We start from the raw sequence: 24834 nt of genomic DNA on the forward strand, positions 1-24834 counted from the left end.
GCCCGGACGCGTACACGGTGGCAATGCGACGGCGGGCCGCCCCCGAGGGGGCAGCCCGCCGTCGCGTGCGTTCAGCGGCCCAGGGCGCGGCGGCCGCGGCCCTGGGAGAGGACCGGCAGGTTGCGGGCCGGGGCCTGCGAGCGGGTGTCCTCCTCGAGGCGCAGGGCCAGCGCGGGACAGCGGCGCACGGCGCGCAGGGCCTTGGCCTCCGCGTAGCGCGGGACCTTCGCCTGGGCGACGGTCGGGAAGCCGTCGGCGCCCAGTTCGAAGACCTCCGGGAGGATGTCCGCGCACAGGCCGTGGCCCCGGCACAGCGTCCAGTCGACGTAGATCTTCTGGCGGCTGGAGCCGGACTCCTCGGCCTCGGCGCCGCCGGGGATGCCGGTGGGGGCCCTGCCGCCCTCGAAGAGCGGCAGGACGCCCTCCACGGGGCGTCCGCAGCCGTTGCCGAGGACGTGCGCGGCCAGGTCGTCCGTGAACGCCTTGATGGTGGACTCGAGGAACATCGCCGAGCCGTCGGGGTGCGAGCACGCGCCGCGCCGCTTGACGTTCTTGGCGACCTGCTTGAGGGCCTCGAGGGCGGCCGGGCCGCCGCCGTTCAGGATGTCCTCCATGCCGCGCGCCGCGGCCGGCAGACCGAGATAGCAGGGACCGCACTGGCCCGCGCTCTCCTCCGCCAGCCACTTGGCGACCTGGAGCGACTCGCCCAGCGGGCAGGTCTCCTGACTGATCGGCAGAATCGCCCCGGCGCCCATCGCACCGCCCACCGCGTCCAGGGAGTTGCGCGAGACGATCGCCTCGTTGACGGTCGCCGCGTCGATCCACTTGCCGTGGTAGCCGCCGGTCAGCACGCCCTGCGGCACCGGCGGCGCGCCCGCGAGCTGGAGGACGTAGCGCAGCGGCACACCGGTGGGCGCCTCGACCACCATGGGGCGGGCGACGGCGCCGGAGATGGTCAGCATCACGGTGCCCGGCTCGTCGTACAGGCCGGTGTTGCCGTAGCGCTCCGGGCCGATGCGGGCGGCGATCGCCAGCTGCGCGAAGGTCTCCGCGTTGGACAGCAGGGTGGGAACGCCGCCCACGCCGTTCTGCGAGGCGCTGGTCTTGCGGCCCGGCGGGATCGCCGGACCGCCGTCGATGGAACGGATCAGCGAGGCGGCCGCGCCCGTGACCATGCGCACCGGGTTGCGCTGGACGCTCGCGCGCAGCGCCGACCTGCGGCTGTTGCTCAGTCCGCGTTCGGCGAGCGCCGCCTCCATGGAGCGCTGGGTGGACTCCCGGGTGACGCCCACCACGAGTGTGCGGGCACCGAGGGCCTCGGCGACCAGCAGGGCCCCGTCCAGGATGAGGTGCGGGGCACGGTTGATCAGGACGGTGTCCTTGCGGCAGGCCGGCTCGTCCTCACTGCCGTTGACGACGACGACCGGCCGTACGCCGCGTTTGATCGCGGCCTCGGCGACCGAGCGCAGCTTCTTGTGGAAGGGGAAGCCCGCGCCGCCGCGGCCCTTCAGGTTGATGGCCTCGGAGAGCTTCGCGAGCTGCTCGCCGCCCAAGGGTTCGAGCGGCCCGTGCACCTTCAGGTGCATGGGCAGATCGAGTCGTTCGACAAGGTCGAAGCCCGACGTGAGCTGGGGAAGCCCGACCACACGGACTTCCGGGACGTCGGGCAGGGCCTCGTTCACCTGTAGCCTCCGGAAGGCGTGTTCCAAGGTTCGCCCGAACCCGGCGCGTCGTAGGAGGCGCCGGGGGGTGTTTCATTGGCGGGACCGCTGTTGTACGTGTCGTTGGGGTTGTACGCGCCGTAGGGGGCGTTCGTCTCACCGGTGTTGTACACATCACGTCCGCCGTACGCGGGAGTGCCCGCGGCGGCGCCCTGATTGTTGTAGGCGGGGATGTTGTACCCCGTGTCGTTCAGCGGGTCGTAGGCCGACGGGGGCGCCTCACCGACCGGCGGCGGCGAGGGGATCGGCCAGCTGCCCGAGGTGCTGCCGGGGCCGTCCACGCGCGGTGCCGCCCCCGCGGTCTGCGCGTCGAACGGAACGTTCATGCGCGCGGTCTGGTCGGCCGCGAAGGACTGCCCGGGCGGCGGCGTCGCGACGGTCCGGTAGGCGGCCGCGAAGCCGGGCTGGGGCTCCGCGGCGGGCGCGGGGGTGTCGTACAGCGGGGAGGCGGGGCGCGGTCCGCGCGGCGCGGTCCTCGTCGCGTCGGCGCGCGGGGGCGTCGCGCCGCGTGCGTTGTCGTAGCCCGCCAGTCCGGACTCCGAGACCCTGGCCCGGCTCGCGTCCAGGTCGTCCAGCTCCGGACGCTCGCCGCCGCCCAGCACCGCCATCAGCTGCTCGGCGAGCCTGCGCTTGACCGGACGCGGCGCCGCGCGCACGGCCAGGGCCACGATGACGCCCAGCAGGGACAGGCCGTAGAGGATGACGAAGATCGGCTTGGCCTCCCGGCCCGCGTACAGGCCGTGGATCAGCGCCGCGCACCAGGCCGGGTAGGCCAGCATGTGCATCGCCCGCCAGCGCGCCGCGACCGGGGCGGGGGTGGCGAAGTTGCTGCGCAGCGCGCCGGTGATGCCGACGAAGATCATCAGCAGGCCGGCCAGGGAGCCGAGGCCCACCAGGCCCTCGATCCCGGTGAGACCGAGCGAGAACGGGACGACCGCGGCGATCAGCTGGGTGTGCCCCAGCACGATCTTGGTGGTGATGTGCACCAGGAGGAACGCGATCGAGGCGACCGCGGTGGTCCGGTGCACCGCCTGGCCCACGATCCGCTGGCGCGTGTTGAGGATGATCCGGTCCTGGGCGACCAGGCCCCAGATCACCGAGCAGCTGAGCGAGACGAGGGAGAGCACGCCCGCGCCGAAGTTCAGGAACTCGCGGAACTGGCTGCCTCCGGCCAGCACGACCACGGGTATGAGGAGCAGGACGACAGCCGACGCCACCCCATAGGCCGAGCGGCCGGGTTTGGGGAGCGAGCTGTTACTGCGACGAGGGTTCATGGGGGCGACTCCGAGCGGTTCGGGAAAGCGGTCCCGAGCACGAACTCTAAGTGGCTCCAAACCGAGCAGTACGCCGTTTGAGTTATTGCGTTGTTATCAACGCCACAGCTGAGGCTCATGTTGTCCCCATAGGCTCCGTTACGCCGGGTTAACTTTGAACGATGTTCAGTTTTTCTGAACCTTCACCGGCGGCCCCCCGGTCCCTCACGGTTCGCCGGGGACCGCGTCCCGTCCCGTGGACGCTCGTCGCCCCGGGCTCGACGCCTGCGGTACCCTGACGCCATGCGTGCCGTACGCCTTCTGCTTAGCGAGCCGCGCTGATCAGTCCCGACCGCCGGACCAACAGGACGGTCGGCATCGGCGCGGCGTCCCCTCCTGTGCGAGGGGATTTTTCGTTTCTGAAAGTCGCAGCCGTGGGCAGAGACGATCGATGGAGCTTTGAGGACCATGAGCGAGACGAACCCCGCTGCCCCCTCCGAGGTGGCAGCGCCGCACCGCTACACGGCCGCCGTGGCGGCCGACATCGAGGCACGCTGGCAGGACTTCTGGGACGCCGAGGGCACCTACGCGGCGCCGAACCCCAAGGGTGACCTGGCGGGCGACCCCGACCTGGCCGCCCGGCCCAAGAAGTTCATCATGGACATGTTCCCGTACCCGTCCGGTGCGGGTCTGCACGTCGGCCACCCGCTCGGGTACATCGCCACCGATGTGTACGCCCGCTTCCAGCGGATGACCGGCCACAACGTCCTGCACACCCTGGGCTTCGACGCCTTCGGCCTGCCCGCCGAGCAGTACGCCGTGCAGACAGGCACGCACCCGCGCGTGTCCACCGAGGCCAACATCGAGAACATGAAGGCGCAGCTGCGCCGGCTGGGCCTGGGCCACGACAAGCGCCGGTCGTTCGCCACGATCGACCCGGACTACTACAAGTGGACCCAGTGGATCTTCCTGCAGATCTTCAACTCCTGGTACGACGACGAGGCCGGCAAGGCCCGCCCCATCTCGCAGCTGATCGCCCAGTTCGAGTCCGGTGAGCGGACCGTTCCGGGGCACACGCGCGCGTGGCCCGAGCTGAGCGCCGCGGAGCGCGCCGAGGTCCTGGGCGGGTTCCGCCTGGCCTACGCCTCCGACGCGCCCGTCAACTGGTGCCCCGGCCTGGGCACCGTGCTGGCCAACGAGGAGGTCACCGCCGAGGGCCGCTCCGAGCGCGGCAACTTCCCCGTCTTCAAGGCCAAGCTGCGCCAGTGGAACATGCGCATCACCGCCTACGCCGACCGGCTCCTTGACGACCTGGAGGAGCTGGACTGGCCCGAGGCCATCAAGCTCCAGCAGCGCAACTGGATCGGCCGCTCCGAGGGCGCCCGCGTCGACTTCCCGATCGACGGCGAGAAGATCACGATCTTCACCACCCGCCAGGACACCCTGTTCGGCGCCACCTACATGGTGCTGGCGCCCGAGCACCCGCTGGTGGAGAAGTTCACCCCGGCCGCCTGGCCGGAGGGCACCCACGACGTGTGGACCGGCGGCCACGCCACCCCGGCCGAGGCCGTCGCCGCCTACCGCGCCCAGGCCGCCTCGAAGTCGGACGTCGAGCGCCAGGCCGAGGCCAAGGACAAGACCGGCGTCTTCACCGGCGCGTTCGCCGTCAACCCGGTCAACGGCGAGAAGATCCCGGTCTTCATCGCCGACTACGTCCTGATGGGCTACGGCACCGGCGCGATCATGGCCGTCCCCGCTCACGACAGCCGCGACTTCGCCTTCGCGCGCGCCTTCGAACTGCCGATGCGCTGCGTCGTCGAGCCGGCCGACGACCGTGGCACGGACACCGCGACCTGGGACGACGCCTTCGCCTCGTACGACGCGAAGATCGTGAACTCCGCCGGCGACGACGTGAAGCTGGACGGCCTGGGCGTCGTCGACGCCAAGGCGCGCATCACCGAGTGGCTGGAGCGCAAGGGCATCGGTGAGGGCACCGTCAACTTCCGCCTGCGCGACTGGCTGTTCAGCCGCCAGCGCTACTGGGGCGAGCCCTTCCCGATCGTCTACGACGAGGACGGCGTGGCCCACGCGCTGCCCGAGTCGATGCTGCCGCTGGAGCTGCCCGAGGTCGAGGACTACTCGCCGCGCACCTTCGACCCGGACGACGCCGACACCCAGCCCGAGACGCCGCTGTCACGCAACGAGGACTGGGTCCACGTCACCCTGGACCTGGGCGACGGGCCGAAGAAGTACCGCCGCGAGACCAACACCATGCCCAACTGGGCCGGTTCCTGCTGGTACGAGTTCCGCTACCTGGACCCGCACAACGACCGGCAGCTGGTCGACCCGGAGATCGAGCGCTACTGGATGGGCCCGCGCGAGGGCATGCCCCACGGCGGCGTCGACCTGTACGTCGGCGGCGCCGAGCACGCCGTGCTGCACCTGCTGTACGCCCGTTTCTGGTCCAAGGTCCTGTACGACCTGGGGCACGTCTCCTCCGTGGAGCCGTTCCACAAGCTGTTCAACCAGGGCATGATCCAGGCCTACGTCTACCGGGACGCCCGCGGCATCGCGGTGCCGGCCGCCGAGGTGGAGGAGCGCGACGGCGCCTACTACTACCAGGGCGAGAAGGTCTCCCGGCTGCTGGGCAAGATGGGCAAGTCCCTGAAGAACGCGGTCACTCCGGACGAGATCTGCGCCGAGTACGGGGCCGACACGCTGCGCCTGTACGAGATGGCGATGGGCCCGCTGGACGTCTCCCGGCCGTGGGACACGCGCGCGGTGGTGGGCCAGTTCCGGCTGCTGCAGCGGCTGTGGCGCAACGTCGTCGACGAGTCGACCGGCGAGGTCACCGTCGTTGAAGCAGAGAACGCGGACGTCGACGTGGAGACGCTGCGTGCCCTGCACAAGGCGATCGACGGTGTCCGCCAGGACCTGGAGGGCCTGCGCTTCAACACCGCCATCGCCAAGGTGACGGAGCTGAACAACCACCTGACCAAGACGGGCCGGCCCGTGCCGCGCCCGGTCGCCGAGGCACTGGTGCTGATGGTCGCCCCGCTGGCCCCGCACATCGCCGAGGAGCTCTGGCACAAGCTGGGCCGCGCCGGCTCGGTCGTCCACCAGGACTTCCCCGTCGCCGACCCGGCGTACGTGGTCGACGAGACGGTGACCTGCGTGGTCCAGATCAAGGGCAAGGTCAAGGCGCGTCTGGAGGTGTCGCCGGCCATCTCCGAGGAGGAGCTGGAGAAGGTGGCGCTGGCCGACGAGAAGGTCGTCGCGGCGCTGGAGGGCGCGGGCATCCGCAAGGTGATCGTGCGGGCGCCGAAGCTGGTCAACATCGTTCCGGCGTGAGCGTTCGTTCGTGGCGGGCGCGTGACGGCCGGGGCGTGAGCGCCTCGGGGTAGTCCCCTACGGGCAGGTTCGGGGTTCCCGCGGAACCCGGGACCTGCCCCTTGCGTTTACCGTTGAAGGGCGGCGCGACCTGTGCCGCGCCAGCCTGAGGAGGAGCGCCGTGGAAACAGTCGTCACCGTCCTCGTCCTCCTCTTCGTGGTCTTCGTGGCGCTCGGCGTCTTCGCCGCGGTGAAGGTGGTCGGGGCCGCCAAGCGCAGTGTGGACCGCACCATCACCCAGGCCCGCCGCACGGTCGAGGACCACACGCTGCGGGCCAAGTCCTTCACCCAGCCCGGCCCGGCGGGCGAACTGGCCCAGCTCCGGCTCACCCTGCGCACCTCGATGCGCGCCACTCAGGACGCCCTGCACGCGGGTGTGCGCGAGGACGAGTCCCTCAAGGAGTCCATCGCCCTGTTCGAGCGGCTCAGCGCGCACGGGCGCGAGCTGGACACGGACCTCAAGCGCCTGGAGGCCGACCCGGACCGGGCGACGCTCAGCGAGCGGCTTCCGGTCCTGCGCGAACGCACCCGGCGCATCACGGAGTCGGCCGAGTCGCTGCGCTGGGCGGCCCGCGACCGCGCCCGCCGCTTCGCCGACGACGACCTGGACACACTGAGCGCCCAGATCGACGTGGAGGCCGGCGCGCTGCGCCACTGGACCACGGTCGAGCCGACGACCGAGCACACGACCGGGGCGGCCGGACCGGCGGCCGGGCGGACGGCCGCGTCCCCGGCCCCCGGAGCGGATTCGCCCACCTGGTCCGGGGCCCCGCGGCAGGCCTCCGCCGAGGAGCCGGCCCGGCCGGCCATCACCCCGTCGGGCCGTCGCCCCGCCCACCCGTGGCAGAAGAAGCCCCGCCCCGAGAGCACGACTTGATTCAGGGCCCCGATCCGGCCACACCTGACCCGGTGAGAGGGGCTGGGCTGCCGTCGGGGCACTACGGCAGGTAACCTCCAGCTCATGTCCCGCCATGTCGCGATCGTCACCGATTCAACGGCCTACCTGCCGCCGTGGACGATGGAGCGCCACGGCATCACCGCGGTTCCGCTGACCGTGGTCCTCGGCGACCAGGCGCTCGAAGAGGGCACCGAGATCTCGACGCGTTCCCTCGCGCAGGCGCTGCAGAAGCGGCGGTTCGTCACCACCTCGCGCCCCAGCCCCCAGCAGTTCGCCGAGACCTACCGCACAGTCGCGGAGTCCGGCGCGAGCGGCATCGTCTCCCTGCATCTGTCCGCGGAACTCTCCGGCACGTACGACGCCGCGGTGCTGGCCGCGCGTGAGGCGCCGGTGCCGGTACGGGTGGTGGACACCGGGATGGTCGCGATGGCGCTCGGCTTCTGCGCCCTGGCCGCGGCCGAGACCGCGGAGGCCGGCGGCACGGTGGACGAGGCGGTCGCCGCCGCCGAGAAGCGCGCCGCGGGCACCTCCGCCTTCTTCTACGTCGACACCCTCGACTATTTGCGCCGTGGCGGCCGCATCGGCGCGGCGCAGGCGCTGCTGGGTTCCGCGCTCGCCGTGAAACCGCTGCTCCAGTTGCAGGACGGCCGTATCGAGCTCCTGGAGAAGGTGCGTACCGCATCAAGGGCGATCGCCCGCCTCGAGGAGATCGTGGCCGAGCGCGCCGGCGGGGCGGACGTCGATGTCGCCGTCCACCATCTCGCCGCCCCCGAACGGGCGTCGGCCCTCGCGGACCGGCTGCGCACCCGGGTGTCCGGCCTGGCCGACCTGCATGTCAGCGAGGTCGGGGCGGTGATCGGCGCGCACACCGGACCGGGGCTGCTGGCGGTCGTGGTCTCGCCCCGCTGATCCGTACGGGTGAGTGAGTTGTCCACAACTGGGGGGTAGTCCCCGGAAATCGAGCAAGATCATCGCGTGTGTGCCGGGTTGCCGGATGCTCCTGGCATGGCACTTCGATCACGCTCACGCACAGCGGCGGCGACCAGCGGCCCTGGCCGCGCCCCCGATTCGGACGGCCGCACCCGCCACCGCCGCCCGCCGGCCCCCCGGGGCTCTCAGGCCTCGGCGGAGGACCTGCACCGGCGCGCGCGGACGCTGTTCGCCGAACGCGCCGCGCGGACCGGGGAACCGGGCAGCGGCTTCCAGGGAGCGGCGCACAGGTACACGAACGGCCGTGACGGTTCTGACGGCCCTGAGGACCCTGACGGCCTTGAGAGCTCTGACGGCCTTGACCTGATGCCGCCGACGGGGCCGCTGCGGCCCAGGCCGTCCTGGGCCGCAGCGCCTTTGAACCGGACCGGCCGCCCACCGGAGGAGGCACACCCGCCACCGAAGCACCACCGAGCCGAGGCACTCGGGTCGCCGAGCCGCCGCCGGACGGAGGCGTGCGCGCCGCCGGAGGCACTCGGGCCGCCGAGCCGGGGGGCCGCGGGACGGCTTGCGGTGGGCGGCAACGAGTCGGCCGGCACGGCGGATGCGGGCCTTGGCGTGGTGCGGAAGTCAGGCGCGGCCGGCGCGGGTCTGCTTGCCGTGGGCGACAAGGCTTCGACTGCCTTGGACGACGGGGGCTTTGCCGCCGTGCGTGAGGGCGGCCCTGCTGGCGCGGGCCCGCTCGCGGTGAGCGATACGGCCCCGGCTTTCCCGGCCGACGCTGCTACTGCCGTGAGTGAGCCGAGTGCGGCGGCCGCGGGTCCGCCCGTGATGGACGGCGCGGCTTCGACTGGCGTGGACGAAGCGGGTTTTCTCGCCGCGCGGGCGGTGGGCCCGCCTGCGGTGGCCGATGGCGGGCTGGTACGCGCGAGCAGGGCAGTCGCGGCCCGAGCCGCCGGTGCGGGCTCGGTTGCGATTGACAGAGGGGTGGCCGGCGTGGTCGGCGCCGGCTCGGTCGTGGTGGCCGACGGGGGTTCGGCAGACGCGAGTCCGGTCGTTCCGGGCCGCGCGAACTCCGGCGCGGTGAGGGAAGTGTCCTGCTCGGCCACGGCACTTGGGGTGGGCCCGGTGGCGGCGGGCCGGACGAGCGCGGTGGGCGTGGCTGTGCGGGGCGCCGTGGAGGCGGGCGTACGCAGCGCCCCGGAGCTGGACCTCCGGGCTGCCCCGGAGGCGGACGGCGGCGCCGAGGTGGGGCTCGTGGGTCCTGCCGTGGTGCCGGACTGGCGGGAGCGGGCCGGGGCCGCGGTGCGCGAGCGGATGCCGTTGTGGTTGCAGACGCGGTGCGGGCTGGAGCGCAGGAACGTGGTCGCGCTCACCGTACTGTTCGCCGTCGCCGCGCTCTTCGCCGTGCAGCACTTCTGGAGCGGCCGTACGCAGACGGTCCAGGCACCCGAGGTGATGCGTGCCGTGGCTCCCCACGAGGAGCAGGGACGGGACAAGGCCGCCCCGGCCGGAGCCCCGGTCACCGCGCGGCGCCCCGCGGCGTCCCCCGGCACGGAGATCGTGGTGGACGTCAGCGGCAAGGTCAGGCGCCCCGGTCTCCAGCACCTGCCGGCCGGCTCGCGGGTCGCCGACGCGCTCCAGGCGGCCGGTGGGGTGCGCCCTGGCACCAACACCGACGGCCTCAACCGGGCCCGCTTCCTCGTGGACGGCGAACACGTCGTCGTCGGCGGCCCGGCCCCCGGCGCCGCACCGGATGCCGCCGGGCCGGGCCCAGCCGGAGCGCCCGGTACGGATACGGCGGGCACGTCCACCGCGCCGGTGGCCCTCAACACGGCCAGCGCGGAACAGTTGCAGACCCTGCCCGGTGTCGGTCCGGTGCTGGCCCGGCGCATCATCGACTACCGCACGCAGCACGGCGGCTTCCGCTCGGTGGACCAACTGCGTGAGGTCAGCGGCATCGGCACCCGCCGCTTCGCCGATCTGCGTGACCTGGTCAGCCCATGAGCTCCCACACCGCCCCGCACCCCGGTGCCGGGCGAGAGCCCGCGCTTCCCGGCCGCACGACCCCCGCCGAGCCCGCGCCCGACCCGTCCCACACCCGCCCGGAGGTGCACGCCGCCTCCGGCAAGCGGCTGGGAGCCGCCCACCCCCGGCAGGAAGGACCGGTGGACCTCCGGCTCGTCCCGCCCGCCCTCGCGGCCTGGGCGACGGCGGCGGTGGCGCTGGACGCCTCTCCGGGCCGGGTGACCGGCTTCGTGGTCGTCTGCCTCGCCGTCGCCGTACTCCTGCTCTGCCGACGCGGCGGAAGACGGAGGACACCCGCGACGGGGCAGTCGCCCGCCCCAGTTGCCGGGCGGCCCCGGTCGCATGCCTCGTGGACGCGTACCTCCGCCGCCGCAGCGCTGCTCGCCGCCGCCGCGGCAGCCGTGTCCGCCGGGCTCCACGGGGCGGACGTGCGGCGGGGTCCGGTGCCCGCTCTGGCACGGCAGTTCGCCACGGTGACCGCCGAGGTGGAACTGACCTCCGACCCCCGGCTCACCCGCCCCCGGATCCGCGGCGACCGCCAGGCACCCGCCTCCGTACGGATGGACGCCGAGGTGCTGCGCGTCGACAGTCCAGGTCCGGCGGCGGCCGTGGCGACCCGGACTCCGGTACTGATCCTCGTCAACACCGGTTCACAGGCGGCGGCCCGCGCCGAGAGCCCGTCAGGGGGCCACGCTCCGGGCGGGCACGGCGGCCGCCCCGCGGAACAGGCGCAGCGCTCGCCCTGGCTCGGGCTGCTGCCGTCCACGCGGCTGAGGGTGACCGCGCGGCTGGAGCCCCCGATGACGGGCGGCGACCGGATCGCGGCGGTCCTCCGGGTCCGGGACCGGGCGGCGCCCGAGGTGGTGGCCGAGCCGTCCGCGCCGCAGCGGCTGGCGGGCCGGCTGCGCGCCGGGCTGCGCGCGGCGACCGACGGCCTGCCGGCGGACGCGCGGGCCCTGCTGCCGGGACTGGTCGTCGGAGACACCTCGCGGATCACCCTCGAACTCGACGAGGCGTTCAAGGCCACGGACCTCACCCACCTCCTGGCCGTCTCCGGGAGCAACCTCACCATCCTCCTCGTCCTGCTCCTGGGGCCACCGGGCCTGGCCCAGCGAGTGGAGCGCCGCGGCCTGGCGCCGCGGCTCGGCCTCACCCTCCGCGGCACCGCGCTGCTCGGAGCCGCGCTCACCCTGGGGTTCGTCGTCGTGTGCCGGCCCGACCCGAGTGTGCTGCGGGCCGCGGCCTGCGGAGCGGTGGCACTGCTCGCCCTCGCGACCGGGCGCCGCAGATCGCTGCTCCCCGCCCTGGCGACGGCCGTCCTGCTGCTGGTGCTCTACGACCCGTGGCTGTCGCGCAGTTACGGCTTCCTGCTGTCGGTGCTGGCCACCGGGGCCCTGCTCACCCTGGCGCCCCGCTGGAGCGCGGCGTTGCGCCGGCGTCGGGTGCCCGCCCGGGCGGCCGAGGCGCTGGCCGCGGCGGCCGCGGCGCAGGCGCTGTGCGCGCCCGTCGTCGTCGTGTTGTCGGCCCGGGTGAGCCTGGTGGCGGTGCCGTGCAACCTGCTCGCGGAGGCCGCCGTCGCGCCCGCCACGGTGCTGGGTTTCGCGGCGCTGGCGACGGCGACGCTCGCGATGCCGGTGGCGAAGGCGCTCGCCTGGTGCGCGAGTTGGCCGGCCGGGTGGATCGCGGACGTGGCCAGGACCGGGGCGGCCCAGCCCGGCGGGGGAGTGGACTGGCCCGACAGCTGGACCGGTGCGCTGTTGCTGGCCCTCGTCACGGCGGCGGCCGTGCTCGTGGGCCGACGGCTGCTGAGACACCCCTGGGTCTGCGCGGTCTGCGGGGTGGTGCTCCTGCTGGTGGTCGTACAGCCGCCGCCGCTCACCCGGGTGATCACCGGCTGGCCGCCGCCGGGCTGGCGGTTCGCGATGTGCGACGTGGGGCAGGGCGACGCGACGGTGCTCGCGGCGGGGCACGGAGCGGGTGTGGTGGTGGACGCCGGACCCGACCCGACGCTGGTGGACCACTGCTTGCGCAAGCTCGGCGTCACCAGGGTCCCGCTGGTCGTGCTGACCCACTTCCACGCCGACCACGTGGCCGGCCTGCCCGGCGTACTGCGCGGACGGGCGGTGGGCGCGATCGAGACGACCGGGTACGAAGAACCCGCGCAGCAGGCCGAGTTCGTACGGCGGGAGGCAGCCCGCCGCGGCATTCCGCTCACCCACGCCGGCGCCGGCGAACAGCGCGGCACCGGCGACCTGACCTGGCAGGTCCTGTGGCCGCCACCGTCCCCCGCCCCGGACCCGGACGGACCCAACGACGCCAGCGTCACACTGCTCGTCCGCTCCGGCGGACTGCGGCTGCTGCTCCTGGGCGACCTCGAACCCCCGGCCCAGCAGGCGCTGTTGGACTCACCGATGAGCGCGCGACTGGCGGGCGTTGACGTGCTCAAGGTCGCCCATCACGGCTCGGCGTTCCAGAGCCCGGACCTGATACGTGTGGCGGCCCCGCGCCTGGCCCTGATCTCCTGCGGCGCGGACAACCCCTACGGGCACCCGGCTGCTCCCACCGTCGCGGTGCTGCGGGCGCTGGGCGCGGTGGTGCTGCGCACGGACCGGGACGGGGCGCTCGCGGTGACCGGGGCGGGTGCGGGAATGCGGGTGGCGCGGGACTGAACGCCGGGCGGGTACAGGCCGCACCGCGCGATTCGTCCTGGGCTCGGCAACGGCATCGAGGGCGAGGTGCGGGCGGCCTGCCTGGCCACCACCGAGCTGCACCGGGACGACTACACGGTGATCTGGCAGACGATGCTGGCGCGGGGGATCGCCGTGGTCGGGCCGACCATCGAGGTCACCCTCGACGTGCAGCTCGTCCCCGAGGCCTGACGGCCGGCCGGGCACGGCGGCCGTCACGGACGCCGGCGGCCGCGGTCACATCGGGTACCGGACAATGGCCCCGTGAGCGATGTGAGACACGTACTGGTGCTGCCCGACCGCGATGCCGCGGAGGAGGCGGCGCAGGCGCTCGCGGAGCGGTTCGCGGTCGACGAGGAACCGCGGATCGTCCGCGACGCGCTGGCCGGTGAGGACGACGCCGAGGACGCGCAGTGGCTCGTCGTCCTCCGGGACGAGGGGGAACGGCTCGATCCGGCGGAGCTGGACGCGTTCGCCGGGGAGTGGGAGGGCTGGCGGGAGGAGCCCTAGCCTTCCTGCACCCTCCTCGCGGCCCCGCGCCGGGGGCGTTGTCGGTGGTCCGTGGGATGCTTGTCGCGATGGCCAGGAAGACTGCGAACGACGACCTTCTCGCCCCGGTGACGCTAGCCGTGGGGCAGGAGGACCTCCTGCTCGACCGTGCCGTGCGGGAGGTGGTGGCCGCCGCCAGGGCCGCCGACGCCGACACGGACGTGCGGGACCTCACCCCGGACCAGTTGCAGCCCGGCACGCTCGCCGAGCTGACCAGTCCGTCGCTCTTCGCCGAGCGCAAGGTCGTGGTCGTGCGCAACGCGCAGGACCTGTCGGCCGACACCGTCAAGGACGTCAAGGCGTACCTGGGGTCGCCCGCCGAGGAGATCACGCTGGTGCTGCTGCACGCGGGCGGCGCCAAGGGCAAGGGTCTGCTCGACGCCGCGCGCAAGATCGGCGCGCGCGAGGTGGCCTGCCCGAAGATGACCAAGCCGGCCGACCGTCTCGCCTTCGTGCGGGGCGAGTTCCGCGGGCTCGGGCGCTCGGCCACACCGGAGGCGTGCCAGGCGCTGGTCGACGCGATCGGCAGCGATCTGCGGGAGCTGGCGTCCGCGGTGGCGCAGTTGGCCGCCGACGTCGAGGGAACGATCGACGAGGCCGTCGTGGGCCGCTACTACACCGGGCGGGCCGAGGCGTCCAGCTTCACGGTCGCCGACCGGGCCGTCGAGGGACGGGCTGCGGAGGCGCTGGAGGCGCTGCGGTGGTCGCTGGCCACCGGGGTGGCCCCGGTGATGATCACCAGCGCGCTCGCCCAGGGTGTGCGGGCGATCGGGAAGCTGTCGTCCGCGCGTGGCGGCCGTCCGGCCGACCTGGCACGGGAACTGGGCATGCCGCCGTGGAAGATCGACCGCGTCCGGCAGCAGATGCGCGGCTGGACCCCGGACGGCGTGGCCGTCGCCCTGCGCGCCGTCGCCGAGGCCGACGCGGGCGTCAAGGGCGGCGGCGACGACCCCGAGTACGCCCTGGAGAAGGCGGTCGTCACCATCGCCCGGGCGGCCCGCTCCAGAGGACGCGCCTGAGAAGCCCCGCACCACCGGCTCAGACGCCCCGCGCTGCCACGCCTCGCGCCGCCCCGTCTCGGGTCACTCTGGTGCGCCGCCCCGCACCGCCCGTCTCGGTTCATCCACGGCGTGCCGCGAGCCGCGCCGCCTGTCTCGGGTCGCCCATGGTGTGCCGCGCCCCGCGCCGCCCCGCTCGGCGCAATCCCATGGCGTCCCGCCCCGCGCCGTCCCACCCCGCGCAACCCATGACCTGGCGCCCCCACGTCAAGCGACGAAGGCCCCTTCACGCTTCCGAGACCCTCGGGCCCCGCGGCCTCACACGTTCGCGTTCCTCGCGCATCCGTGCCCCTGACGCTCCCCCGACACGCCGAGGACCCCGTCGCTCTCCCTGGGGAAAGGGAGTGCGACGGGGTCCTCGGGTCACGCCGTTCGGTTCCGCGCCCGCGTGGCGAACGCAGGCCGCGCGCGGAGCCGGGGGGCCGGTCGGGGGCGGATGAGAGAGGGCCCGCCCTGGGTCCTTCCGGCCACTCGGATCCCTGGGGATCCGTTCAGATCAGGGAAGGATCAGCCCTTGAGGGTCGTCACCTTGGTGGCCAGCGCCGACTTCTTGTTGGCGGCCGCGTTCTTGTGGATGACGCCCTTCGAGACGGCCTTGTCGAGCTGACGCGCGGCAGCGCGCTGCAGCTCGGTGGCCTTCTCGACGTCACCCGCGGCAACGGCCTCGCGGGCCTTGCGGATCGCGGTCTTCAGAGAGGACTTGACGGCCTTGTTGCGCAGCCGGGCCTTCTCGTTGGTCTTGTTCCGCTTGATCTGGGACTTGATGTTCGCCACGAATGAGCCTTTTCAGGTTCTGGCACGGGGCCGCACGGGTCCCGTACCGGTGATTTCTTGAGTTGTGCCTCGCGCGAAGAGGGCATGAGACACAGTCGCCCAGGCTACCAGCGGCCCGCTGGGCGGCCCAAACCGGTCCCCGGTCCGCGCCCGTGGGACCATGGAAGCTACGTATCGTTCCGACCCGAGGCATAAGGCGCCTCAAGAAACAGGACCCTGCGTGCCCGCGACCCCTGACAACGTGCCCGAGCCGAGCCGTACCGCCCCGGCTCTGATCCGCAATTTCTGCATCATCGCGCACATCGACCACGGCAAGTCCACGCTCGCCGACCGGATGCTCCAGCTGACCGGGGTGGTCGAGCAGCGGCAGATGCGCGCCCAGTACCTCGACCGCATGGACATCGAGCGCGAGCGCGGCATCACGATCAAGTCCCAGGCGGTGCGCCTGCCGTGGGCCCCGACCCACGACCCCGGCAACACGCACATCCTCAACATGATCGACACCCCGGGGCACGTCGACTTCACCTACGAGGTCTCGCGGTCGCTCGCCGCCTGCGAGGGGACCATCCTGCTCGTCGATGCGGCCCAGGGCATCGAGGCCCAGACCCTCGCCAACCTCTACCTGGCGATGGAGAACGACCTCACGATCATCCCGGTCCTCAACAAGATCGACCTGCCGGCCGCCCAGCCGGAGAAGTTCGCCGAGGAGCTGGCCAACCTCGTCGGCTGCGACCCCGACGACGTGCTGAAGGTCTCCGCCAAGACCGGCCTCGGCGTCGAGGCGCTGCTCGACCGGGTGGTCAAGGAGATCCCGGCCCCCGTCGGCGTCGCCGACGCCCCCGCCCGCGCGATGATCTTCGACTCCGTCTACGACTCCTACCGCGGTGTCGTGACCTACGTCCGTGTCATCGACGGCCAGCTCGGCAAGCGCGAGCGGATCCGGATGATGTCCACCGGCGCCACCCACGAGCTGCTGGAGATCGGCACCAACTCCCCGGAGATGCTGCCGGCCGACGGCCTCGGCGTGGGCGAGGTGGGCTATCTGATCACCGGTGTGAAGGACGTCCGGCAGTCCAAGGTCGGTGACACCGTCACCAGCCAGCACAAGGGCGCCGAGGAGGCGCTCGGCGGCTACAAGGACCCGAAGCCGATGGTCTTCTCCGGTCTGTATCCGCTGGACGGCTCCGACTACCCCGAGCTGCGCGAGGCGCTGGACAAGCTCCAGCTCAACGACGCAGCCCTGGTCTACGAGCCGGAGACCTCCGCCGCCCTCGGCTTCGGCTTCCGCGTCGGCTTCCTCGGCCTGCTCCACCTGGACGTGATCCGCGAGCGTCTGGAGCGCGAGTTCGGTCTCGACCTGATCGCCACCGCCCCCAACGTGGTCTACCGCGTGCTGATGGAGGACGGCACCGAGCACACGGTGACCAACCCCAGCGAGTTCCCCGAGGGGAAGATCGACGAGGTGTACGAGCCGGTCGTACGGGCCACGATCCTCGCGCCGACCGAGTTCATCGGCTCGATCATGGAGCTGTGCCAGACCCGCCGCGGCACCCTGCTCGGCATGGACTACCTCTCCGAGGACCGCGTCGAGATCCGCTACACGCTCCCGCTCGCCGAGATCGTCTTCGACTTCTTCGACCAGCTCAAGTCCAAGACCCGCGGCTACGCCTCCCTCGACTACGAGCCCACCGGCGAGCAGAGCAGCTCCCTGGTCAAGGTCGACATCCTCCTGCACGGCGACAAGGTGGACGCCTTCTCGGCGATCACCCACAAGGACCAGGCGTACGCGTACGGCGTGCGGCTCGTGGCCAAGCTCAGGGAACTCATCCCGCGGCAGAGCTTCGAGGTGCCCGTCCAGGCGGCCATCGGCTCCCGGGTGATCGCCCGCGAGACCATCCGCGCCATCCGCAAGGACGTCCTCGCCAAGTGCTACGGCGGTGACATCTCCCGCAAGCGGAAGCTGCTCGAGAAGCAGAAGGAAGGCAAGAAGCGCATGAAGATGGTGGGTTCCGTGGAGGTTCCGCAGGAGGCCTTCATCGCGGTGCTCTCCAGCGACGAGAGCGCGGGATCGGCCAAGGGCAAGAAGTGACCGTCCAGTAGTCCGGAGCGAGCGGACGCGACCCGGTGAACCGGGTGTAAAAGGGGCTCGTCGCGCGAAAGCGCGGCGGGCCCCTGCGCATCCGCCCGGTAGCTCTCCGTGGGAAGTGTCCGGGCGCGGCCCCTTACGCGGTGGCCGGTCGCGCCTTAGTCTGATCCCGCCTGTTAGTTACTCGTGAGTTAAACAACAGTCCGAACCACCACCCGTGAGTCACCCAGCCGCAAAGAGCCGACCGCACCGCCGCGGGCCCCGGAGGATGTCGTGAGCGACGCACAGAACCTGATCGAGAACCGTCCGCCCTCCGTGGCGGCCCTCTTCCTGGAGCGCGTGGCGGCCACACCGGGCGCCGAGGCCTACCGCTACCCCGTACCCGCGGCCTCCGGCGAGGGCCCGGACGAATGGAGGTCGCTGAGCTGGGCGCAGTCCGCCGAGCGGGTCTACGCGATCGCGGCCGGACTCATCGAACTGGGCGTGCGGCCGGAGGAGCGCGTCGCGCTCGCCTCCTCCACCCGTGTGGAGTGGCCGCTGGCCGACCTCGGCATCATGTGCGCGGGCGCGGCCACGACGACGGTCTATCCGCAGACCAACGCCGACGAGGCGGCCTTCATCCTGTCCGACTCCCAGAGCAGGGTGCTCATCGCGGAGAACGCCGAGCAGGCGGCCAAGGCCGAGGAGAAGCGCGCCGAGCTGCCCGAACTGCACCATGTCGTGGTCATCGACCCTGAAGGCGTCGAGACCGGCGACCGGGTGATCGGCCTGGCCGAGCTGGAGCGGCGGGGCGCCGCGTATCTGGCGGAGCACCCCGAGCTGATCAAGGAGCGGGTCGGCGCGATCACCAGGGACCAGCTCGCCACCCTCATCTACACCTCCGGCACCACCGGCCGCCCCAAGGGCGTCCGGCTGCCGCACGACAACTGGTCGTACATGGCCAAGGCCATCGCCGCCACCGGCCTGGTCGGTGCCGACGACGTGCAGTACCTGTGGCTGCCGCTGGCGCACGTGTTCGGCAAGGTCCTCACCTCCGGCCAGATCGAGGTCGGGCACGTCACCGCCGTGGACGGCCGCGTGGACCGGATCATCGAGAACCTGCCGGTCGTCCGGCCCACCTACATGGCGGCCGTCCCGCGCATCTTCGAGAAGGTCTACAACGGCGTCGCCGCCAAGGCCCGCGCCGGCGGCCCCGCCAAGTACAAGATCTTCCAGTGGGCCGCGGAGGTCGCCCGCGAGTACGCCAAGGTCACCCAGGACAACTTCAAGCGCACCGGCACCCGGTCCGCGCCCTTCGCTCTGGCCGCCAAGCACAAGGTCGCCGACGCGCTCGTCTACGCCAAGATCCGCGAGGCCTTCGGCGGCCGGCTGCGCGCCTGTGTCTCGGGCAGCGCCGCGCTCGCCCCGGAGATCGGCTACTTCTTCGCCGGCGCCGGCATCCACATCCTGGAGGGCTACGGCCTCACCGAGTCCTCCGCCGCCTCCTTCGTCAACCCGGGTGAGGCCTACCGCACCGGCACGGTCGGCAAGCCGCTGCCCGGCACCGAGGTGCGCATCGCGGACGACGGCGAGATCCTGCTGCGCGGCCCCGGCATCATGGAGGGCTACCACAAGCTGCCCCAGCAGACCGCAGAGGTGCTGGAGGCCGACGGCTGGTTCCACACCGGCGACATCGGCGAGCTCTCCCCGGACGGCTATCTGCGCATCACCGACCGCAAGAAGGACCTGATCAAGACGTCCGGCGGCAAGTACATCGCGCCCGCCGAGGTCGAGGGCCAGTTCAAGGCGGTCTGCCCGTACGTCTCCAACATCCTCGTGCACGGCGCCGACCGGAACTTCTGCACCGCTCTGATCGCCCTCGACGAGCCCGCGATCCTGGAGTGGGCCAAGGAGAACGGCCTGGAGGGCAAGCCGTACGCCGAGGTCGTCGCCGCGCCCCGGACCGTCGAGATGGTCGACGGCTACGTCAGGCAGCTCAACGAGGGCCTGCAGCGCTGGCAGGCCATCAAAAAGTTCCGCCTTCTGCCGCGCGACCTCGACGTCGAGCACGGCGAGATCACCCCGAGCCTGAAGCTGAAGCGGCCCGTGGTGGAGCGGGAGTACAAGCATCTGATCGACGAGATGTACGCAGGCGCGCGTGAGGCCTGATCACTGAGTCCGGACCGCCGGTGAACTCCCCGCGCGCCTCGGGAGCGCGGGGAACGATCACCGAAAACGTTCGCGGGTGCTCAGGACTGTCCGTTTTTGATCACTCCGGTGGTGCAGTTTTCGGCCAAGGCGGCTCACTTCGGTAACTCCTCGCTTATGGGCACGGTCGGTCTGTCACCCTGTCGGCATTGACCGAACCGATCCGTCAGGACCGCCCGGGGAGCCGCAGATGGGGGCCATTCCCACGCAGCGGGAGACCGTCTCCCGTACCTCCGAGGTGCCCGCGCACTGCACGGCGGCGTGCCCTCAGGCGCACGCGACACTGCCCCAGGGCTCCCTGGCACCGGGCGCCGCCCGCGCGCTGCTGCGCGCGGCGCTGGCCGAGTGGACGGACCTCGGGTTCGAGATCGGCGAGCGGCTGGCCGACGACACCCTGATCGTGGTCAGCGAACTGGTCACCAACGCCGTCGTGCACGCGGGCACCGACGTCGAGCTGACCTGCCGGCTGGAACCGGAGACCGGCGCCTGCGTGGTCGAGGTGTGCGACCACCACCCCTCGCGCGCTCCCCGCGACCACGGTTCCGGGGCGCCGCACGAGACCCCGGATTACGGCCGCGGCCTGCGGCTGATCGCGACGCTCTGCGAGGCCTGGGGCGTCACCTACCGGACCGGCGCCAAGACGGTGTGGGCGCGGCTGCCCGCCGAGGCCCCACCGGCGGGGGAGGACGAGGAGGCGTACGGGGCGGAACGCGGCCTCGGCATCGCCGAGGTCCTCGCGCCCGAGCCGCAGCGGGCCGGACGGGACTGGCTGGGGCGCGGCGCCCTGTCCTTCCTCGCCGAGGCCTCCGACCTGCTCGCCGGACAGCTCGACGAGGATCTGGTCGCCTCGCTCACCGGGCAGTTGCTCGTGCCCCGGCTGGCCGACTGGTGCGCGGTGTGGCTGGAGGACGAGTCCACCGGCCGGTGGGGGACCTCCCGCTGGAGCGAGGGCGGCGGGGGCTGGAGCGACGTCACCGGCGCGGCCGGGCCGCGGCTCGCCCGGGTCTGGCACGGCAGCGAGAGCCGCATCGAGGAACTGCGCCGGGCCCTGGAGAAGGACCCGCCGCGCCCCACCGACGGCCTGCGGTCCGGGCCCGCCCCCTACCCCTGGCCAGGGGAGGCCCTCGGGCCGCACGCGGCCCACGGCGCGGCGCTGGCGTACCGCCTGATCGCGGGCGGCCGCCCACTGGGCACGCTGGTCATCGGGCGGACCGGGCTGCTCCGCTTCCCCGACGAGGTCACCGGGCTTGTCGAGGACCTCAGCCGCCGGGTCGCCCTCGCCATCGGCGCGGCCCGTCAGTACGCCCGCCAGGCCACCATCAGCGCGGTGCTCCAGCGCGGCCTGCTGCCCGGCGCGGTCGCCGAGATCCCAGGACTGCGCAGCGCGCTGGTGTACGAGCCGTGCGACAAGGGTGGCCCGAGCGGCGACTTCTACGACCTCTTCCCGGCCGGTGACGGCCGCTGGTGCTTCGCCGTCGGGGACGTGCAGGGCAAGGGCCCCGAGGCCGCCGTCGTCATCGGGCTCGCCCGCCCCTGGCTGCGGCTGCTGGCCCGCGAGGGCTACGGTGTCGCCGACGTCCTGGACCGCCTCAACCAGCTCCTCCTCGACGACGCCACCGAGGCCGCCGACGCCGCCGCGCGCGTCCTCGTGGCGGCCGGCGGACGCACCCCGCTCCCCGGGGACACCCAGACCCGCTTCCTGTCCCTGCTGTACGGCGAGCTGGTCCCCTTCGACGGCGGCGTGCACTGCACCCTCGCCTCCGCCGGGCACCCGCTGCCGCTGGTCCTCGGACTCGAGGGCGGCGTCCGTACGGTGGCCCGGCCACAGGCGCTGCTCGGCGTGATCGAGGACGAGACGTACGACTGCGAGACCTTCGAGCTGGGGCCCGGCGACACCCTGCTGTGCGTCACCGACGGCGTCACCGAGCGACGCTCCGGCTCCCGCCAGTTCGACGACGGCGACGGCCTCGCCACGGCCCTCGCCGACTGCGCCGGCCTCGACGCCGAACCGATCGCCGAGCGGATCCGCCACCTCGTCCACGACTTCGGCGCGGGCCCCCCGGAGGACGACCTGGCCCTCCTGGTGCTCCAGGCCGAACGGGACTGACGAACCACCCAGCCGGGACCAGCCCGCGTGTGCTGGACAATGGAAGACATGCCTTCCGCACTTCCCGACGGTGAGTCCGTTCCCGATGACGGTGCGCTGCCCGCGCAGGCCCTTGCCGGGGCCGCCGAGCGGGCCCTCGGGTTCTATCTGCACGTGCCCTACTGCGCGACCCGCTGCGGGTACTGCGACTTCAACACCTACACCGCCACCGAGCTGCGCGGCACCGGCGGGGTGCTCGCCTCGCGGGACAACTACGCCGGGACGCTGACCGACGAGGTGCGCCTCGCCCGCAAGGTGCTCGGCGACGATCCGCGCGAGGTCCGCACGGTCTTCGTCGGCGGCGGCACGCCCACGCTGCTGCCCGCCGAGGACCTGGTGCGGATGCTGGCGGCGATCCGCGACGAGTTCGGTCTCGCGGCCGACGCGGAGATCACGACGGAGGCCAACCCGGAGTCGGTCGACCCGGCCTACCTGGCCGCGCTGCGCGAGGGCGGCTTCAACCGGATCTCCTTCGGCATGCAGAGCGCCCGGCAGCATGTCCTGAAGATCCTCGACCGCACCCACACGCCCGGCCGCCCCGAGGCCTGTGTGGCCGAGGCCCGCGCCGCCGGCTTCGAGCACGTCAACCTCGACCTGATCTACGGCACCCCCGGCGAGTCGGACGACGACTGGCGCGCCTCGCTGGACGCGGCCCTCGGCGCCGGCCCCGACCACGTCTCGGCGTACGCCCTGATCGTGGAGGAGGGCACGCAGCTCGCCCGCCGGATCCGGCGCGGGGAGATCCCGATGACGGACGACGACGTGCACGCCGACCGCTATCTGATCGCCGAGCAGACGCTGTCCGCGGCGGGCTTCGAGTGGTACGAGGTGTCCAACTGGGCCACCTCGGAAGCCGGCCGCTGCCTGCACAACGAGCTGTACTGGCGCGGCGCCGACTGGTGGGGCGCCGGACCCGGCGCGCACAGCCACGTCGGGGGCGTGCGCTGGTGGAACGTGAAGCATCCGGGCGCGTACGCGGCGGCCCTCGCGGCCGGCCGCTCACCGGGAGCCGGGCGGGAACTCCTCACCGAGGAGGACCGCCGGGTGGAGCGGATCCTGCTGGAGCTGCGGCTGCGCGAGGGCGTCCCGCTGGACCTGCTGCGCCCGGACGGCCTGGCCGCGTCCCGGCGGGGACTGTCCGACGGGCTGCTCCAGGAGGAGCCGTACGAGGCGGGGCGGGCCGTGCTCACCCTGCGGGGCCGGCTGCTGGCGGACGCGGTGGTGCGGGACCTGGTGGACTGAGCCGCCCGGAGCGGGCGGTCCCTGGGGACGCGGGCCCGGCCCGGCTACTCGGGCTGGGCGGTGACGAAATCGATCAGTTGCTCGACCCGGCCCAGCAGCTCCGGTTGCAGGTCCTTGTAGGACCGCACATGGGACAGGATCCGCTGCCAGGCCGCGCCCGTGTTCTCCGGCCAGCCCAGGGCGCGGCACACGCCCGTCTTCCAGTCCTGGCCGCGGGGGACGCGGGGCCAGGACTCGATCCCGAGCGAGGAGGGCTTCACGGCCTCCCAGACGTCGATGTACGGGTGGCCGACCACCAGCGCGTGCTTGCTGGTCACCGACTCGGCGATGCGCCACTCCTTGCTGCCGGGCACCAGATGGTCCACGAGGACGCCGAGACGGGCGTCCGGGCCGGGTGCGAACGCCTCGACGATCGACGGCAGGTCGTCGACGCCCTCCAGGTACTCCACGACCACGCCCTCGACGCGCAGGTCGTCGCCCCACACCTTCTCGACCAGTTCGGCGTCGTGCCGGCCCTCGACGTAGATGCGCCCGGCCCGGGCCACACGCGCGCGTGCCCCGGGCACGGCGACCGAACCGGATGCCGTACGGGTGGGCCGTACCGGACCGGACGACGGCTTCACCAGGGTGACCGCCCGCCCCTCCAGCAGGAAGGCGCCGGGCGCGAGCGGGAACGCCCTGTGTTTGCCGAAGCGGTCCTCCAGCGTCACCGTGCCCGCCTCGCAGCGGATCACCGCCCCGCAGAAGCCGGTCCCGGGCTCCTCCACCACCAGACCCGGTTCGGCGGGAACCTCCGGCACGGTCCGCGGCTTCTTCCACGGGGGAGTGAGGTCGGGCGAGTACACGCGGGGGCGCGGGCCCGAAGGGCCCTCACCGGAAGGGCGGTGGCGGGAGACGGGTGGGCGCATTCGAGTGACGATAGGGACGGGGCCGTGTCCCCTCAGCGCGACACGCCGAAGCGCGTGGCCAGGGCGTCCCGCTGGGCGCGGACGAAGGCGGCGTCCACCACCGCTCCGTGACCGGGGACGTACAGCGCGTCCTCGCCGCCGAGCGCCAGCAGCCGGTCGAGCGCGGCGGGCCACCGGGACGGCACGGCGTCCGGGCCCGCCTGGGGTTCGCCGGACTCCTCGACGAGGTCCCCGCAGAACACCACGGTCGGGTCGCCGGGCACCACCACCGCGAGATCGTGCGTGGAGTGCGCCGGGCCCATGTTCGCCAGCAGCACCTCCCGCCCGCCCCCGAGCCGGACGGTGAGCCGGTCGCGGACCTCGCGGCCGGGCCGTACCAGGGCGTCCGCCGCCTCCTCGGCCGCCTTGGCGTCCAGGCCCTGGCGTACCGCGTCCTCGCGCAGTTCCGCGCGCTCACCGCTGTCACCGAACACCGCGTCCGCGCCCTCGGCGGCGAAGATCTCCGCGCCGTCGAACACCGCCGCCCCGAAGATGTGGTCGAAGTGGGGGTGGGTGAGCGCGAGATGTGTCACATCACCACCGGCGCGCGCCCGCGCCCAGGCACGCAACCGCGCGCCCTCCGCGTGGCTCGAACCCGCGTCGACCATCAGCGCGGCGCCCTCCCCGACGACCAGCCCGGTCGTGCAGTCCCATCCGGGCAGGCGGCACCGCCCCACACCGTCCGCCAGCCGTTCCCATTCCAGTTCTCCCCGGGCTTCGTCCCGAGGGGTTTCCCGCGCATCCGTCATGGGGCGACGCTAGCGGTGATGCCCGCCGGGTACGACATCCCGGCCGATCCCGGGTGATCCCGGTCCCGACCTCGCAGGCAGTCGTGGCCCGGCCTTGCCGGGGGCGTACCCGGCGGCCGTACACTGGGCCGGGTAGAGCTGGCACTCCTATGCGCAGAGTGCCAGGCGGGTGGCCGAGGAACGACCCTG

General features: G+C 72.9%; 17 protein-coding genes. 12 read left to right on the forward strand and 5 right to left on the reverse strand.

From position 1 onward, the window contains the following. Nucleotides 1-71 precede the first annotated feature (71 nt). Both ACIOWN_RS00235 and ACIOWN_RS00240 read right to left on the reverse strand, forming a co-directional pair. Nucleotides 72-1682 carry an NADH-ubiquinone oxidoreductase-F iron-sulfur binding region domain-containing protein gene (locus ACIOWN_RS00235; RefSeq protein ID WP_362347278.1) on the reverse strand — a complete coding sequence of 537 codons (1611 nt, stop codon included), beginning with the start codon at nt 1680-1682 and terminating at the stop codon, nt 72-74. Next, nucleotides 1679-2995: a cytochrome b/b6 domain-containing protein gene (locus ACIOWN_RS00240; RefSeq protein ID WP_362347279.1), complete on the reverse strand. Its 1317-nt coding sequence runs from the start codon at nt 2993-2995 to the stop codon at nt 1679-1681. Before ACIOWN_RS00240 ends, ACIOWN_RS00235 begins: the two co-directional genes overlap by 4 nt. Nucleotides 2996-3442: 447 nt before the next feature. Here ACIOWN_RS00240 and leuS point away from each other — a divergent pair, with 447 nt between their 5' ends. The 8 genes from leuS (at nt 3443) to holA (ending at nt 14475) form a co-directional block, all read left to right on the forward strand. Further along, nucleotides 3443-6325 carry a leucine--tRNA ligase gene (gene leuS / locus ACIOWN_RS00245; protein ID WP_362347281.1) on the forward strand — a complete coding sequence of 961 codons (2883 nt, stop codon included), beginning with the start codon at nt 3443-3445 and terminating at the stop codon, nt 6323-6325. A gap of 160 nt (nt 6326-6485) precedes the next feature. Beyond that, nucleotides 6486-7241, forward strand: coding sequence for a hypothetical protein (locus ACIOWN_RS00250; RefSeq protein WP_362347283.1), 756 nt, complete (start codon nt 6486-6488; stop codon nt 7239-7241). A gap of 84 nt (nt 7242-7325) precedes the next feature. Continuing rightward, complete coding sequence (locus ACIOWN_RS00255) at nt 7326-8171, forward strand: DegV family protein (RefSeq protein ID WP_100566882.1); 846 nt, start codon at nt 7326-7328, stop codon at nt 8169-8171. 1179 nt (nt 8172-9350) lie between these two features. Beyond that, entirely contained in the window at nt 9351-10199 is an 849-nt protein-coding gene (locus ACIOWN_RS00260) for a helix-hairpin-helix domain-containing protein (RefSeq protein WP_401979471.1), read from the forward strand. Then, nucleotides 10196-12889: a ComEC/Rec2 family competence protein gene (locus ACIOWN_RS00265; RefSeq protein WP_401979474.1), complete on the forward strand. Its 2694-nt coding sequence runs from the start codon at nt 10196-10198 to the stop codon at nt 12887-12889. The genes ACIOWN_RS00260 and ACIOWN_RS00265 overlap by 4 nt, the downstream gene beginning before the upstream one ends. A gap of 66 nt (nt 12890-12955) precedes the next feature. After that, entirely contained in the window at nt 12956-13099 is a 144-nt protein-coding gene (locus ACIOWN_RS00270; protein WP_362347285.1) for a hypothetical protein, read from the forward strand. Nucleotides 13100-13171: 72 nt separating this feature from the next. Then, nucleotides 13172-13417, forward strand: a complete 246-nt coding sequence (locus tag ACIOWN_RS00275) for a hypothetical protein (protein ID WP_326802413.1) — start codon at nt 13172-13174, stop codon at nt 13415-13417. 68 nt (nt 13418-13485) lie between these two features. Further along, the gene (gene holA, locus ACIOWN_RS00280) at nt 13486-14475 is read left to right on the forward strand and encodes a DNA polymerase III subunit delta (RefSeq protein ID WP_362347287.1); all 990 of its coding nucleotides are present in this window, start codon (nt 13486-13488) and stop codon (nt 14473-14475) included. Between the two features lie 546 nt (nt 14476-15021). On the opposite strand, the gene rpsT is transcribed toward holA, so the two are convergent. Beyond that, nucleotides 15022-15288 carry a 30S ribosomal protein S20 gene (gene rpsT, locus ACIOWN_RS00285; protein WP_362347288.1) on the reverse strand — a complete coding sequence of 89 codons (267 nt, stop codon included), beginning with the start codon at nt 15286-15288 and terminating at the stop codon, nt 15022-15024. 220 nt (nt 15289-15508) lie between these two features. On the opposite strand from rpsT, the gene lepA reads away from it, so the two are divergent. The 4 genes from lepA (at nt 15509) to hemW (ending at nt 22949) form a co-directional block, all read left to right on the forward strand. Next, nucleotides 15509-17377, forward strand: coding sequence for a translation elongation factor 4 (gene lepA / locus ACIOWN_RS00290; RefSeq protein WP_362347289.1), 1869 nt, complete (start codon nt 15509-15511; stop codon nt 17375-17377). A 270-nt stretch (nt 17378-17647) separates the two neighbouring features. Further along, nucleotides 17648-19522: an AMP-dependent synthetase/ligase gene (locus tag ACIOWN_RS00295; protein WP_401979477.1), complete on the forward strand. Its 1875-nt coding sequence runs from the start codon at nt 17648-17650 to the stop codon at nt 19520-19522. A gap of 229 nt (nt 19523-19751) precedes the next feature. Next, on the forward strand, nt 19752-21668 hold the full coding sequence (locus tag ACIOWN_RS00300; protein ID WP_401979479.1) for a SpoIIE family protein phosphatase: 1917 nt from the start codon (nt 19752-19754) through the stop codon (nt 21666-21668). 48 nt (nt 21669-21716) lie between these two features. Then, nucleotides 21717-22949 (forward strand): radical SAM family heme chaperone HemW, encoded by a 1233-nt coding sequence (hemW, locus tag ACIOWN_RS00305; RefSeq protein WP_401979481.1) that lies wholly within the window; start codon nt 21717-21719, stop codon nt 22947-22949. 44 nt (nt 22950-22993) lie between these two features. Here hemW and ACIOWN_RS00310 read toward each other — a convergent pair whose 3' ends face one another. Then, nucleotides 22994-23857: a DUF3097 domain-containing protein gene (locus tag ACIOWN_RS00310; protein WP_401979483.1), complete on the reverse strand. Its 864-nt coding sequence runs from the start codon at nt 23855-23857 to the stop codon at nt 22994-22996. 32 nt (nt 23858-23889) lie between these two features. Next, on the reverse strand, nt 23890-24645 hold the full coding sequence (locus tag ACIOWN_RS00315) for an MBL fold metallo-hydrolase (protein WP_401979485.1): 756 nt from the start codon (nt 24643-24645) through the stop codon (nt 23890-23892). Nucleotides 24646-24834: the final 189 nt, after the last annotated feature.

The sequence above is a fragment of the Streptomyces sp. NPDC087787 genome (genome assembly GCF_044743035.1).
In the GTDB taxonomy this organism is placed as follows: Bacteria; Actinomycetota; Actinomycetes; order Streptomycetales; family Streptomycetaceae; genus Streptomyces.

Coding starts and splice junctions, on each gene's coding strand:
- ACIOWN_RS00240 (WP_362347279.1), bottom strand. CDS start 2,995: ATGAACCCTCGTCGCAGTAACAGCTCGCTCCCCAAACCCGGCCGCTCG.
- leuS (WP_362347281.1), top strand. CDS start 3,443: ATGAGCGAGACGAACCCCGCTGCCCCCTCCGAGGTGGCAGCGCCGCAC.
- ACIOWN_RS00255 (WP_100566882.1), top strand. CDS start 7,326: ATGTCCCGCCATGTCGCGATCGTCACCGATTCAACGGCCTACCTGCCG.
- ACIOWN_RS00265 (WP_401979474.1), top strand. CDS start 10,196: ATGAGCTCCCACACCGCCCCGCACCCCGGTGCCGGGCGAGAGCCCGCG.
- holA (WP_362347287.1), top strand. CDS start 13,486: ATGGCCAGGAAGACTGCGAACGACGACCTTCTCGCCCCGGTGACGCTA.
- ACIOWN_RS00300 (WP_401979479.1), top strand. CDS start 19,752: ATGGGGGCCATTCCCACGCAGCGGGAGACCGTCTCCCGTACCTCCGAG.
- hemW (WP_401979481.1), top strand. CDS start 21,717: ATGCCTTCCGCACTTCCCGACGGTGAGTCCGTTCCCGATGACGGTGCG.
- ACIOWN_RS00310 (WP_401979483.1), bottom strand. CDS start 23,857: ATGCGCCCACCCGTCTCCCGCCACCGCCCTTCCGGTGAGGGCCCTTCG.
- ACIOWN_RS00315 (WP_401979485.1), bottom strand. CDS start 24,645: ATGACGGATGCGCGGGAAACCCCTCGGGACGAAGCCCGGGGAGAACTG.